This window comes from Lederbergia citrea (assembly GCF_018343525.1).
GTDB classification, from domain to species: Bacteria; Bacillota; Bacilli; order Bacillales; family Bacillaceae_C; genus Lederbergia; species Lederbergia citrea.
The window spans coordinates 99,687-114,057 of the sequence record NZ_JAGYPH010000003.1 but is presented as its reverse complement, the minus strand read 5'-3'; the positions used below and the strand labels follow the sequence as shown (position 1 = coordinate 114,057).

General features: G+C 39.7%; 14 protein-coding genes. 9 read left to right on the top strand and 5 right to left on the bottom strand.

Going from position 1 to position 14,371, the window contains the following annotated elements; translation table 11 throughout:
• Positions 1-77 precede the first annotated feature (77 nt).
• The 9 genes from rpe (at position 78) to araD (ending at position 9,890) form a co-directional block, all read left to right on the top strand.
• On the top strand, positions 78-821 hold the full coding sequence (gene rpe / locus KHA88_RS15165) for a ribulose-phosphate 3-epimerase (protein ID WP_346729197.1): 744 nt from the start codon (positions 78-80) through the stop codon (positions 819-821).
• Between the two features lie 17 nt (positions 822-838).
• Positions 839-1,795: a ribokinase gene (gene rbsK, locus KHA88_RS15160; RefSeq protein ID WP_249313237.1), complete on the top strand. Its 957-nt coding sequence runs from the start codon at positions 839-841 to the stop codon at positions 1,793-1,795.
• 33 nt (positions 1,796-1,828) lie between these two features.
• Positions 1,829-3,373 (top strand): sugar ABC transporter ATP-binding protein, encoded by a 1,545-nt coding sequence (locus tag KHA88_RS15155; RefSeq protein ID WP_213122380.1) that lies wholly within the window; start codon positions 1,829-1,831, stop codon positions 3,371-3,373.
• A complete protein-coding gene (locus KHA88_RS15150; protein WP_213122379.1) occupies positions 3,370-4,353 on the top strand; it encodes an ABC transporter permease in 984 nt (327 codons plus the stop codon). The genes KHA88_RS15155 and KHA88_RS15150 overlap by 4 nt, the downstream gene beginning before the upstream one ends.
• 16 nt (positions 4,354-4,369) lie before the next feature.
• A complete protein-coding gene (locus KHA88_RS15145; RefSeq protein WP_213099313.1) occupies positions 4,370-5,332 on the top strand; it encodes an ABC transporter permease in 963 nt (320 codons plus the stop codon).
• Positions 5,333-5,390: 58 nt separating this feature from the next.
• Positions 5,391-6,425 (top strand): autoinducer 2 ABC transporter substrate-binding protein, encoded by a 1,035-nt coding sequence (locus tag KHA88_RS15140; protein ID WP_213122378.1) that lies wholly within the window; start codon positions 5,391-5,393, stop codon positions 6,423-6,425.
• Between the two features lie 94 nt (positions 6,426-6,519).
• Positions 6,520-7,473 carry a sugar phosphate isomerase/epimerase family protein gene (locus KHA88_RS15135; protein WP_213099315.1) on the top strand — a complete coding sequence of 318 codons (954 nt, stop codon included), beginning with the start codon at positions 6,520-6,522 and terminating at the stop codon, positions 7,471-7,473.
• Positions 7,474-7,507: 34 nt separating this feature from the next.
• Positions 7,508-9,193: a ribulokinase gene (gene araB / locus KHA88_RS15130; RefSeq protein ID WP_213122377.1), complete on the top strand. Its 1,686-nt coding sequence runs from the start codon at positions 7,508-7,510 to the stop codon at positions 9,191-9,193.
• A gap of 1 nt (position 9,194) precedes the next feature.
• Complete coding sequence (gene araD / locus KHA88_RS15125) at positions 9,195-9,890, top strand: L-ribulose-5-phosphate 4-epimerase (RefSeq protein WP_213099317.1); 696 nt, start codon at positions 9,195-9,197, stop codon at positions 9,888-9,890.
• A gap of 217 nt (positions 9,891-10,107) precedes the next feature.
• On the opposite strand, the gene KHA88_RS15120 is transcribed toward araD, so the two are convergent.
• The 5 genes from KHA88_RS15120 to KHA88_RS15100 form a co-directional block, all read right to left on the bottom strand.
• The gene (locus KHA88_RS15120) at positions 10,108-11,757 is read right to left on the bottom strand and encodes a b(o/a)3-type cytochrome-c oxidase subunit 1 (protein ID WP_213122376.1); all 1,650 of its coding nucleotides are present in this window, start codon (positions 11,755-11,757) and stop codon (positions 10,108-10,110) included.
• Positions 11,754-12,227 carry a cytochrome c oxidase subunit II gene (locus KHA88_RS15115; RefSeq protein WP_213108206.1) on the bottom strand — a complete coding sequence of 158 codons (474 nt, stop codon included), beginning with the start codon at positions 12,225-12,227 and terminating at the stop codon, positions 11,754-11,756. Before KHA88_RS15115 ends, KHA88_RS15120 begins: the two co-directional genes overlap by 4 nt.
• Positions 12,228-12,247: 20 nt before the next feature.
• Positions 12,248-12,370: a cytochrome C oxidase subunit II gene (locus tag KHA88_RS15110; RefSeq protein WP_213099320.1), complete on the bottom strand. Its 123-nt coding sequence runs from the start codon at positions 12,368-12,370 to the stop codon at positions 12,248-12,250.
• Positions 12,371-12,742: 372 nt separating this feature from the next.
• Positions 12,743-13,459, bottom strand: a complete 717-nt coding sequence (locus tag KHA88_RS15105) for a Crp/Fnr family transcriptional regulator (protein WP_213122375.1) — start codon at positions 13,457-13,459, stop codon at positions 12,743-12,745.
• Complete coding sequence (locus KHA88_RS15100; protein ID WP_213122374.1) at positions 13,456-14,124, bottom strand: glyoxalase; 669 nt, start codon at positions 14,122-14,124, stop codon at positions 13,456-13,458. Before KHA88_RS15100 ends, KHA88_RS15105 begins: the two co-directional genes overlap by 4 nt.
• Positions 14,125-14,371: the final 247 nt, after the last annotated feature.

Sequence of the window (14,371 nt, the reverse complement as noted above, 5' to 3'; positions counted from 1 at the left end):
GAACTTATCCGAGAAACCTCCCCCTAATCTGAATATTACCTCCTGGTTACAAAGGAGTAATCCCGATATAGTTAAAGTTGTTAACGGTAGTAACAGCATTCAATTATGAAAACGATAACAAATCGGAAGGTCGTGTATGTATGGCATTAATCGGTCCTTCACTCATGTGTGCCGATATGGCAAATCTTCAAGATTCTGTTTTAAGACTTGACCAAGCAGGGGTGGACTTTTTTCATATTGATGTAATGGACGGGAAGTTTGTCCCGAACTTTACATTAGGTCCCGATCTGATTAAGAGAATAAGAGAATTTACTAATAAACCATTTGATGTACACCTCATGGTGGAAAAGCCGGAAGATTACTTAAATCTATTTATTGAGTCCGGTGCAGATATGATATCTGTTCATGCAGAAGCTACGTATCACTTGCAAAGGACTTTACAAACCATCAAAGATCAAGGGCTTAAGGCGGGAGTAGCCATCAATCCAGCAACCCCGATTCATGATATTGAGTATGTGCTTGATGTTGTTGATTATATAACTGTGATGACTGTGAATCCTGGCTTTGCCGGACAGAAATTTGTTCCTCTTATGAACGGAAAACTCAGAGATTTAACTAGTTTAATTAATAAATGCGGATACAAAATTGATATTCAAGTAGATGGAAATATTGGCTACGAAACGATTCCTAATGTATTGAAAAATGGAGCTAATATGCTCGTCTGTGGGACATCCAGTTTGTTCAAACAAAATCTTCCATTAGAGGAGGCAGTAGCCAAGCTTAAAGGGTTTATCCAAGAGCTGGAGACAAATAAAGTTTAATGATACGAGGGTTAAACATGGCGGAAATAACAGTGGTAGGAAGCATTAATATGGATATCGTCGCTCTTACAAATAAATATCCTGAGCATGGAGAAACCCTTTTTGGGGATAGCGTGAAATTATTATGCGGCGGTAAAGGAGCAAACCAAGCAATCACTTGTGCTCGTCTAGGAAAGTCTGTGAATATGGTCGGTTCAATAGGTATGGATACTTATGGAAAAGTAATAGAGAAAAATTTTCAAGAGAATCAAATAGATACAAATTATTTAAAGCGCGTAGAAAATGAATCGACGGGATGCGCCATTATCACCGTAGATGCTGCCGCTGAAAATACAATGCTCGTTGTAAAAGGGGCAAATGATTCGTTAAATGTGCAAGATATACAAGCTGCTTTTTCGCGAATAGAAGAAAGCAAAATTCTCCTTATTCAAATGGAGATTCCGGAAGCTGCAGTACTTAGTGCAATGACTGAGGCTAAAAATAAAGGGATGTTCATCATATTGGATCCAGCTCCTGCGGAAGGTGTAACAAAACAAGCTTTGCGTTATGCAGATTTAATTACACCGAATCTTCAAGAAACAAAACAATTAACGGGTATCGATGTAATTTCAATTGAAACCGCTATCGAAGCAGGCGAATACTTCAATCAACATCTTGGTGTAAAAAACAGTGTGATAAAGATGGCTGAAAAAGGGGCCTTGCTCTACGAAAATGGAAAGTCAACATTTGTTGAAGCAATCCCGGTAAAAGCTGTTGATACGGTTGGGGCCGGAGATTCTTATGCCGGAGCGTTGGCATGTGCGATTGCAGATGGGGAAAATCTTGAATCAGCTGTTAAGTATGCAGCGATTGTGGCAGCTATTAAAGTATCAAATTTAGGTGCGCAAACAGTACCCACAATTGAACAAGTAAATAAGTATTGTGAGGAGAATAATCTTAGCTACTATGGTCTCCAGACAAAACAAATAAGATAAAGCTGCACGGAGATAGAATGGAGGGGGACGTAAATGTCCAATTATTTACTAGAAATGACCCATATTAGTAAAACATTTCCCGGTGTAAAGGCATTGGATGATGTCAATCTTCAAATAAAAAAAGGAGAGGTCCATGCATTAATCGGTGAAAATGGGGCAGGAAAATCAACACTAATTAAAATATTAGCTGGAATATACCAGGCTGATCCGGGAGCGAAATTCCTTTTTGAAGGAAAAAATGCGCAAATTAATAAACCAATCGATGCGACAATAAAGGGAATCTCTATTATTTATCAAGACTTGAGTTTATTTTCTAATTTATCAGTTGCAGAAAATATTTATATCGGTCGGGATAGTGATAAAAAACCATGGAAAAAAATCAATTGGAGAGAAATGGAATCGATTGCGAAAAAAGCACTTCAAGAACTAGATTTTGATATTGATGTACATACTCCGGTTGAAAAACTAAGTATTGCTCAACAACAATTAATTGAAATTGCCCGTGCTTTGGCATTCGACTCTAAATTAATCGTTATGGACGAGCCAACTTCTTCGCTTTCCGCAGGAGAGGTTGAAAAACTATATAAAGTGATTGATAAGTTAAAACAAAGAGGTATTTCTATCATATTCGTCAGCCATAAGCTTAAAGAATTATTTACTGTTTCCGATCGCTTTACAGTCTTGCGAGACGGAAAATATGTAGGTACATATGAGGCGGATGAGCTGGATGAAGATAAATTGATTACTTTAATGGTAGGCAGAAAGGTACTATATGAAAAAAACCTCACAAAAAAAACTGGTGGTCAAACTTTATTAATACTCAACGGGTTATCTAAAGATGGAAACTTCAAAGATATTTCTTTCGAATTAAAAGCAGGAGAGGTATTAGGGATTACTGGATTAGTTGGATCAGGACGTACAGAGCTTGCACAAGCTATTTTTGGAGTAAATAAACCTGATGCTGGAGAAATGAATTTAAACGGCGAGCTTGTTCGGATTAAATCATCAGAGGATGCTGTGAAGAAAGGTATTGCCTATATACCTGAAAGCAGAAAAACGCAAGGCCTCATTTTAAGACAATCAATTATTGATAATATTTCTCTCCCCGTTTTGCAGCAATTGCGTGATCGTTTTGGTCTGATTAAACGTAAAAAGGAAATTGATTTGGCCAATCACTATATAGAAACACTTGATGTTAGACCTGCACTGCCAAAAAGAGCAGCCGGCGACCTTTCCGGTGGAAACCAGCAAAAAGTGGTTATTGGAAAATGGCTTTCAACAAAGCCGCAAATATTGATCATTGATGAGCCGACAAATGGTATTGATATCGGCGCGAAAACAGAAATTCATAAATTGCTCAGACAACTTGCAGCTGATGGAATGGGTATTATCGTTATTTCATCAGAATTACCCGAAGTACTGGCTGTAAGCGATCGCATTTTAGTCATGAGACACGGAAGAATAGCAGGAGAATTGGATATTGAAGAAGCAACACAGGAAAATATTATGAACTACGCATTATTTGGTTCTCATGCTTCTGCCTCAGAAATCGCTGCAAGCAAGGAGGTTACAGTATGAAAGCAATTTTAAAGTCAAAGGAAATGAGTATTGCTGCGATTGTGTTGTTACTCTGCATTACATTAGCGTTTGTCAGCCCAGTTTTTCTTACTGCGGATAACCTTCTGGACGTATTGAAGGCGAACTCTGTAATCGGAATTTTAGCAGTAGGGATGACGTTAATTATTATTACCGGAGGAATTGATGTATCCGTAGCTGCTGTGACAAGTGCCGTCTGTGTCATCATTGGCAAGCTGATGCAGGTCATGCCCGATCATTTTCTCTCGATATTATTGTTATTCCTTATTGCCCCTTTATTGGGAGTATTCCTTGGGGCAATCAATGGATTACTTGTTTCGAAGATTCAGATTCCCGCAATTGTTGTAACACTAGGGATGATGAGTATCATTAATGGATTAGTTCTCTATGTAACGAATGGTGTGTATTTAAATAGCACTAACTTCCCGAAAGTATTTATTAACTTTGCCAATTTTAAACTGTTTGGTTTGCCGATTATTATCCTAATATTTGTAGCTATAGCTCTTGTCACATGGTACATCTTAAAATATACATTAATCGGCCGAGAAGTATTGGCCATTGGTGGAAATAAAGAATCAGCAATACGAGTTGGAATTAATTATGATAAAGTGCAAATTTTCGTCTTTTCATACATGGGACTATTAGCAGGAATTGCTGCAATTGCACAAACTGCTTATACAAAATCGATGGATCCCAATGGAATGCTTGGTCTGGAATTGATGGTGATTGCAGCAGTCGTACTGGGTGGAGCAAATATTATGGGTGGACGTGGAACGATCATGGGAACGATTTTAGGTGTGTTATTGTTAGGGATTGTTCAAAATGGTCTTATCTTAGCTAAAATTGATACGTTTTGGCAAAAAGTTTTCACTGGATTAATTATTCTTTTGGCTGTGTCTTATGATCATATTCAATACAGACGCTCACAAGAAAAACTGGCGAAAATCGAAGTAGAAGCTTAAAAAAAGAGGTGAGGAAATGAAGGCGATCTCATTATCGAAGGAGAGTATTTTGGGATTAATTGCTCTAGGTCTATTTGTTCTAATGAGTCTATTTATCCCTGGTTTTTTTGGACATAATAATTTGAATAATATGATGTTTCAGCTGCCTGAGTTTGGCCTATTGGCCCTTGCTATGATGATCGTTATTGTGACGGGTGGCATCGATTTGTCCATCACGTATATTGCGGCGCTATCGGGCGTAACCATCGCATTAATGCAAACACAGGGCTATCCGATGATTCCAGCTATTATTGTCGGTATTATTGTCGGTCTTATGTGTGGATTACTAAACGGAGTGATTGTTTCAAAGATTGGTGTTTCGCCTATCTTGGTCACTTTAGGAACAATGGTATTGTTTGAAGGAATTATTCTCAGCATTACAAAAGGCAGTTCCATATCAGGTTTTAGTGAATCTTACAGCTTAATAGGAAATGGTTATTATATGGGAGTTGTACCACTCTCTATCATTATATTTATTTTCTTTGCAATCTTAACGGGCGTACTTCTAACGAGAACAAAATGGGGCAGAAGTGTATATATGATCGGCAGTAATCCCGTAGCCTCTCTCTTTTCTGGTGTAAACAATAGTAGGGTTTTGTTGAAAGTTTATTTATTCGCCGCAATGCTTGCAGCTATTGCTTCCATCATTATGACTTCGCGTTATAATTCTGCGAAAGTTGATTTAGGTTCTTCCTATCTATTGCAAAGTGTTTCTGCAGCTGTATTGGGCGGAACAGAGATCCAAGGTGGTTATGGAAAAGTCGTAGGTACAATATATGCGGTAGTTATTTTCCAAATGCTTTCAAGCGGCTTGAATTTAATGGGCGTTCCGCGTTCTATCGTTAACGTGATGATGGGCTTGATTCTTATCTTTGTACTGGTACTAAATTTCGTCAAACATAAAATCGACGAAAAAAGTCAAAAAACAGCAATCGCATAGTTAAACTGGTATATTATCTGATTTCAGATAAATATAAAAAATTAGTGGGGGGAAAATCATGAAGAAAATCTTTGGATATCTTACGTCAGCACTACTTGTAGGAATTTTGTTAGTAGGATGTGTGTCACAGGGAGGTTCTACATCGGGAAGCGGAAAGGAACAACAAAAAAGCAATAATGATAAATTGAAAATTGCGGTTGTTCCAAAATTAATCGGTATTCCCTATTTCAATGCTTCTGAGGAAGGTGTAATGAATGCAGGGAAAGAATTGGATGTAGATGTCATTTATACAGGTCCAACAGAAGCTGACGCAGCACAGCAAGTAAAAGTAATTGAAGATTTAATTAGCCAGAATGTAGATGTAATCGCGGTGGCACCGAATGATGCCGCTTCATTGACGCCAGTGCTTAAGAAAGCAAAGGATCAAGGAATTATCGTAATGGACTGGGATACACCTGCTGATCAATCGCTTGTAGAATTATCTGTTCACCAAATTGATGATGAGGCATATGGTCGCCATATTGCCAAATCACTGATTGAAAACATGGGCACCGAAGAAGGAGAAATCGCGATTGTAACAGGTGGACTCTCTGCTTCAAATTTAAATACTTGGATTGATGCCGCTAAAAAGGAATTGGAAGAAAATTATCCAGGAATCAAATTAGTAACAGATAAAATTGCAACAGATGAGAAGCAACAAGTAGCTTATCAAAAAACGTTGGACTTAGTTAAATCATATCCCAATTTGAAAGGAGTTATGGCTTTTTCAACACCTGCACCTCTTGGAGTGGCTCAAGCAATCCAAGAAAAAGGTTTACAGGATAAAATTGCAGTTGTAGGTACTGCACTGCCAACTGATTCTGCTCCATATTTGGAAGACGGTTCATTAGATGTGGCCATTTTGTGGGAGCCGGATAAATTAGGATATTTGACTGTTGCCCTTGCGAAAAGCTTGGCTGAAGAAAAGAAACCAGAAAATGGACAAAACATTGAAAAAGTGGGAGAAATTGAAGTTTGGGAAGATGGAAAGACTGTTATAATGGGGCCTCCGACTGATTTTACAAAAGAAAATGCTGGAGACTATGATTTTTAAACTATAAATAATGAATCCCTCTTAATTGAATCACACTCAGTCAAGGGGGATTTTGATTTAATACTGCGACAAGAAATAAGAAAGGATGAATGTAATGCAGGAGCAAAATTATAAAATAAAAGATTTTAAAATTAGAGAAGCATTTTATAAATTAAAAAGAGAGCAGCCAGAACGATTCGAAAGAAAATTGAATTTGTCATGGAGTAATTGGGGATTTGGACTTGAGTCATTAGAGACGTCTGTTAAAAGATTAAAAAACAATGGGATAAACTTTATTGAACTTCACGGTAATCATTACGGTGACGACCTTGGGTACCAAGTGAAGGAAACATTGGAAATCCTCAAAAAGTATGAAATGAAAGTATCCGGAGTCTGTGGAATGTTTTCTAAAGAAAATGATCTCTCCAGCAATATCCCAAGTAAAAGACAAGCCGCGATTGACTATATTAAAAGAGAACTAGAGTTTACACATAAGGTTGGCGGGCGTTATTTATTGGTTGTCCCTGGTGCTGTAGGTAGACCAAATGCTTATGATAATACTGAATTTGAGAGAAGTGTGGAAACGCTAAAAATTGTTGCTCATCTGTTTGAGAAATATGATATCTGTGGAGCAATTGAGCCTATACGTGCAGCGGAAACGAGTTTGGTTCATACAATAGATGAAGCAAAAAAGTATATCGAGGCAGTAGACCATTCAGGCATTAACCACATTAATGCTGATGTATATCATATGCAATCAGAGGAATCCCATATAGGTGAAGCCATACTAGAAGCTGGTTATCAACTAGTAAACCTCCATATGGCTGATAGTAATCGCGGGGCATTAGGACAAGGATTTATGGATTTAGATACGATTATCATGGCATTATATTTAATTGGCTTTAATCAGGACGGAAAGTTTGTAACTCCTGAGCCACTTGGTCCTGGTGGAGATCCATATCCGGCAATGAATTCTTTACCTGATACAAAAAAACTAGATGAGCTCGTTTCACAAACAGCTACTTATTTTAAAGAACGCGAAAATCTATTGTTAGAAAGTAATGAGTAGAAAAAAACAATTGATGTTATGAAGGTGATTAAACATGGGAAAATACACAATTGGTGTAGATTATGGAAGTTTGTCCGGCCGCGCCGTGCTTGTAGAGGTTGAATCTGGGAAAGAGCTGGCAACAGCAGTTAAAGAGTATACGCATGGGGTTATGGATGTGTTTTTACCCGATGGTCAAACAAAGCTTGAAAATGACTGGGCGTTGCAGCATCCTAATGATTATTTGGAAGTTTTGCAAATTACGATTCCACAAGTTTTAAAGGAATCAGGTGTGTCGGCAGTTGATGTGATTGGTGTGGCAATCGACTTTACGGCTTGTACTGTGCTTCCAATTAAAGATGATGGTACTCCGCTTTGTATGATGGATCAATTCTCCAATCATCCACATAGCTATGTGAAACTTTGGAAGCACCATGCCGCGCAAGATGAAGCAAATAGATTAAATGAAATCGCTGAGGAACGTGGAGAAGACTTCCTCAAGCGGTACGGAGGAAAAATATCTTCGGAGTGGATGATTCCGAAAGTATGGCAAATTTTGAATGAAGCACCTGAGATTTATGAAGCAGCAGACCAAATTGTAGAGGCAACGGATTGGGTCACTTCACAGCTGACAGGTGAAATTAGAAGAAGCAGTTGTACAGCAGGATATAAAGCAATTTGGCATAAACAAGATGGGTATCCTTCGAAGGAGTTTTTTAAAGCACTTGACCCAAGGCTGGAAAATGTAGTCGAGGAGAAACTGACAAATGAAATTTTTTCAATCGGTTTGAAAGCTGGAGAAATTACAGAAAAGGCTGCTGAATTGACAGGACTAAATCCGGGTACAGCAGTTGGTATTGCTAATGTAGATGCGCATGTATCCGTACCGGCAGTCGGGATTACTGAGCCGGGGAAACTACTCATGATTATGGGAACATCAACATGTCATGTGCTGCTTGGGGAAGAAGAGAAGATTGTACCTGGGATGTGCGGAGTGGTGGAAGATGGGGTCATCCCGGGATATATGGGCTATGAAGCTGGTCAATCATGTGTTGGAGATCATTTCGAGTGGTTTATCGATAACTGTGTTCCTGCAAGTTATTATCAGGAAGCAGAAGAAAGTAATATGAATATTCATGAACTGCTTACGGAGAAAGCAAGCAGGCTCCAGGTGGGCGAGAGCGGCCTTTTGGCACTTGATTGGTGGAATGGAAACAGATCAACGCTTGTCGATGCTGATTTAACAGGTGTATTAATCGGGGCAACTCTATTGACGAAGCCGGAAGAAATTTACCGTGCTCTCATTGAAGCAACTGCATACGGAACCCGGATGATTATCGAGGCTTTCCGGAATAATGGTGTACCTGTCAACGAGTTGTATGCATGCGGTGGCATCGCTGAGAAAAATTCACTCATGATGCAAATTTACTCAGACGTTATAAATATGGAAATTAAGATTTCAGAGTCATCACAAACACCGGCATTAGGTTCAGCGATGTTCGGTGCCGTGGCAGCTGGAAAAGATCGTGGTGGTTATGACAGCATTACTGATGCAGCAAAAGTAATGGGCAGAGTGAAAGACGATACATACATGCCCATCAATGATAATGCAAAGGTGTATGAACAGCTTTATGCAGAGTATGAAAAGCTATACGACTATTTTGGCCGGGGCGAAAATAATGTGATGAAAACATTGAAAAATATTAAAAAGAACATGCTTTTAGTGAATGGGTGGAGGTAAAATGCTTAAATCTTTAAAGCAGAAAGTATTGGAAGCTAACTTGCAGCTGCCAGAGCATGGGTTAGTCACATTTACGTGGGGAAATGTGAGTGGCATCGACCGTGATCTAGGAATCGTAGTTATTAAGCCAAGTGGAGTTGCCTATGATTATTTGAAACTTGAAGACATGGTCGTTGTGGATTTGGAAGGGAATATTGTGGAAGGATCTCTGCGTCCTTCTTCTGATACAGCAACACATCTTGCTCTTTATAAAGCATTCAGTGAGATTGGAGGGGTTGTCCATACGCATTCACCATGGGCAACGAGTTGGGCTCAGGCTCAAAGACCAATTCCAGCTCTTGGGACGACGCATGCAGATTATTATTATGGAGAAATCCCAGTAACACGTCCACTTACAAAGCAAGAAATTCAAGATGCTTATGAACTAGAAACCGGCAATGTCATCATCGAAACTTTTAAAAACCTAGACCTTGATCCAGCTGCAATGCCAGGTGTACTTGTAGCGGGACATGCACCGTTTTGCTGGGGGAAAGATGCGGATGAAGCTGTTCATAATGCAGTTGTGCTTGATGAGGTAGCGAAAATGGCTTTTCATACTGTGCAACTGAATCAACATGTAAGTGCGATGGATCAGTTTCTTTTAGACAAGCACTATTTGCGCAAACATGGGTCGAAAGCGTATTACGGTCAGAGATAAACGGGAAAAGTGAGTTTCATATAAAATGAAAAATAATACCCTATCGCAATAGCAAAATACGTTAGGATACCCATAAAAAAAGCGTGAACCCCATCCATCGGTTCACGCTTCCTAATCATTCCTCCTCAACAGTATTAATTTCCACTGAAATCACCATCATAGTCGTAAAGACAATCATCATGGCAAAAACGGCTAAAAACATATTTATCAACTCCTCCTACCAAGTGATATGCCCCCTAGAACCAGGCGCATTGTGTAGTAAATCGCTTAACGGCAAAGCGTATGCCATCACAATAAGCACGACTGCAACCCCGATCCAAATCCACCAATTCTCCAAAAATTTCGGTGTATGTGATGTATCGCTTTCTGCAATTGGAAATTCCACGAATTCTTCTTTTCGCTTTGCTTTTGGTGCAACAAACATTAAATTTGCGACAATATAGAGTAACAGCATCGCCGATATGAATAAAATGGTTCCCCCGACAGCCATTGTGACGTGGTTTGATAAAATTCCGCTAAACCAATCCAGTATAGATGGATGGCCATTATAGCCAGAATAAGCAGTCCGTCTTGGTGCGCCGAGCAATCCTAAAATATGCTGGGAAGTGGACATAAGCAGCATCCCGATCGTCCATGAAATTACTTGAATGAACGCCAGCTTCTGCAATTGTTTCGTGAACTTTCGGCCTGTCAAATACGGGATAAGCCAGAATGTGATTCCCATGAATGTCATGGCAACCGGAGCCCCGACCGTAATATGGAAATGGCCGACAATCCAAAGAGTATTATGCACAAGCTCATTCATCTGGAAGCTTGCATTAATGATGCCGCCTGCTCCACCAGGGATAAAGAAAGCCATCGCAATGAAAATCGAAGTGAAGCGGACATCTTTCCACGGAAGCTTTGTGAACCAGCCGAATAATCCTGTTCCACCTTTTTTTCTACCAGAAATCTCAAATGTGGCAAACATGGAAAAGGCAGTCATAAGTGACGGGACAATGACCATGAATGTCAGAACTACCTGTAGGAATTTCCAGAAGCTTGAAATCCCAGGCTCTGTTAGCTGGTGGTGAAAGCCGACTGGAATTGAAAATAGAATGAATAGCACAAATGAAAAACGCGCTAATGAATCACTGAACACTTTTGTACCAACTAATTTTGGGATGACTACATACCAGGCAATATAAGCAGGTAATAGCCAGAAATAGACGAGTGGATGGCCGAAATACCAGAACAAAGACCGGCTCAGTTCAACGTTAATCGTATCAACCCACCCGAATGCCCATGGGATATACTGAAAAACAACCGTAGTAACGACTCCAAGACATGCGATGATCCATAAAATAATCGTTGATATCGTCATGAAGGCGAACAGTGGGCTTAATTGTCCTTTATTTCGTTTTTTCCAAGCGATATAATGACCGATAAGTGCAAAGCTGCTGAGCCAAGTTCCGATTACGACTAAGGCAAGTGCTACATAATACCAGCCGCTTGCTTTGAGAGGTGCGTAAAATGTATATAGTACAGAAGCTTTTCCTGAGATGATCATAATTGTTGCAAGGACCGTGCCGATTAATGTGACGATGAACCCAAGCCATGCGAACAGACTTACTTTCGGTCCGAAGTTTCCTAATGTTTTACTCATTCCTGCAATAAAGAAGGCGAAAATGAAAAATGTCGTATAAATAAGGGCAAGCAACACTCCATGTGCAGTTAAAATTTGATAATAATCAAGCCATGCAGGCAAATCTAAGGCATCATTACGGATGAAAACTTGGAGCAATCCACAAAATGTCCCAATTAAAAACGCTATATAAGCAACACCGATATTCCATAATACGAGCTTCCGATCCTGTATACCAATCATGGTTCATACACCTCTATTTCTGTTTGCATAAAGTGGTGTCCCGCTCCGCAATACTCGTTACAAAGAACTAAATACTTCCCGGGTTTCGTAAATGTATAGCTTTTATGTGTAATCCTTCCTGGAACAGCCATCATGTTTACTTTCGTATCATCAATTGTGAAACTGTGGACAACGTCCGTGCTTGTAAGCGTAAAAATAATCTCTTTTCCTACTGGAACCTTAATTTGATTCGGTTTGTATCCGAAAGCCATACTGACAATGACAACTTCATACGTATTATCATCGATTTGTATAACACCTGGATTGTCAAACGGTGCCGTTTCATTCACCTTTTCCGGGTCAATCGTGTCCATTCCGCCCGCTGGGGTATGGCCGTGAGAGAAGGCGGTTACTCCAACGATGCTTAAAAATACGACTAACGATAAAATACCGAAAACCAACCAGATTTTTTCGTACTTATGCCAATGCATATCCTCACCCACTTTTCCTTTTATCTCGCAACATATAGACCGTATACCGCAAACCACATCACAACAATAATGATTCCTACTGCAAACACACTGATCAGCGTACCTTTCAAGTTCGGCTCTGAATCATGGCTTTTTTTGCTCATCATAAGCACCCTCCAACAAGATTGATGATGCTTAAATCGTACTTCCTTCTCTCCATCCGCTCAGTGATAAAAGTCACATCTCCAGCTTTTTTTCATAGTGATTTCGAAATTTAGACATAAAAAAATGATCCGCATGATGCAGATCACTTTTTGGTAGGGAATATTGGATTTTGCTAGCTATTCACGTCCGTATTCGAGCCACTCGTGTTGAGGTTCAAGCCACTCGCGCTGGCATTCGAGCCACTCGTGCTGAAATACGAGCGACTCACGTCCTGATTCGAGCCACTCGTGCAAAATGCAAGCCACTCACGCCCGTATTCGAGCCACTCGCGCTGAAATACGAGCCACTCGTACTGAAATACCCGCGCCATTTCAGTCGATATTGCAAATTTCAATTGGACAATTTTCACAGTGGATTTCTTTCTTTAAAAATTGCAAATCGTGGATTAAAATTTTTCCGTCTGACACCGATATAATTCGGTCTTTTTTCAAAGCACCTAACATCCGGTTCACAACTTCTCGGCTCATGCCACAAAAGTTGGCGAGTTCCTGGTTCGTGAGCGATAGATCGATAAGAATACTATCTTCCTTGTTCACTCCGAAACTATTAGTCATTCGGATTAAAGTAGAATATAGGGCACCTTTTTTTCCATGTAAAAGGAGATCACGGAATTTTGACTGGCTTTTCTGATGATGAATACCCATCCTTTTCATAAATTCAATATTGAGACCTGGATTAAGAAGAAGGTTTTCCTCAAGATCTTCTTTCTTAATTTTTGCACATACACCGTCTTCAAGGACTTTTGCATGAACCGTATATGTCGAAGGCGCACAAAAAAGGGTAATCTCGCCGATGAAATCTTCTTCACTGCAAATCCGGAACGTTAGCTCACGACCATCGGGTGTTAATTTTCCGATACGAACCTTCCCTGAATGGATAAAATAGATATCATCTGCCTTGTCACCTTCTTGAAACAAGTATGTATCTTTTTTCAATTCTATTTCGTTATGAGCAATCGAAAGAAGACCCTTTAAATCGGCGCTATAATCATCTATTTTTTCATTCACGAGAATCCCACCTTTTTTCATATCTCCTTTCCTTTAGAAAGAGAAATTTTCCCTTCTTCATCCACAGAAATCAATCGTCCGTCCAACAATGTGATAGTAAGGGGATGTACCTCGCTCGTCTTTTTCGAAAAATACCATCTTCTCCCCGGCGGAACGAGGACAATATAAGTGTCGCCTTTCCCAAGGAAGTTTAATTCTTCCGGATTAACAGTTGTTCCCCAATGCAATGGAATCCCGATATCTTGCAGTTCATCCCCCACATTCGCAACAAATGGGGTTGTAATGCTGATTTCACTTAAACTGAGGAAAGATGACGCTGTCAAATTTCCGAAAAGGTCGCGCTTTCTGCGGCCAATCAATTCTACGACATTACCTGCAGGATCTTCGAAATACATGGAATCCGCGTCAAAACTTTGGAAATATACTTCATCCACTCCACTCTCACGGTTCAGAGTGAGCCGATCCTGCATCCAATACTTCATCATTGAGAATTGATTGCCCGGAATGTTGATTGCGAAGTGGTAAAAAGCAGGCCATGCCGATTGTTTAAATATGATAAAGGAGTCCCCGATTTTCACAGTAAATTGTTCTTCGCTAGCTTCCGTAATATGAAGCTCCATCACATTTCCATAAAATCGTCGTAACGATTTTAACTGATTCGTATAAAGTAAAACAGATTTAAACATGACATCACCTCAGCGCATGTTAGAGTGGAAAACTTGTATAAGACACTATTCTTAATATTGTTCCTTCTATTATAACACTACAAAGTATTCCTTTTGTTTACGGATATGCCATCCAAAGCAATTTTTTCAACCCGGTACTAACCGTCAGAGTTAAAATTCGACAAAAGTCGGGGAGTGACAGGCACTTTTGGTTCATAATTTTTTGGCAATGTGAATATGTATGATGATAGTGGCGGTTTAAAAAGGG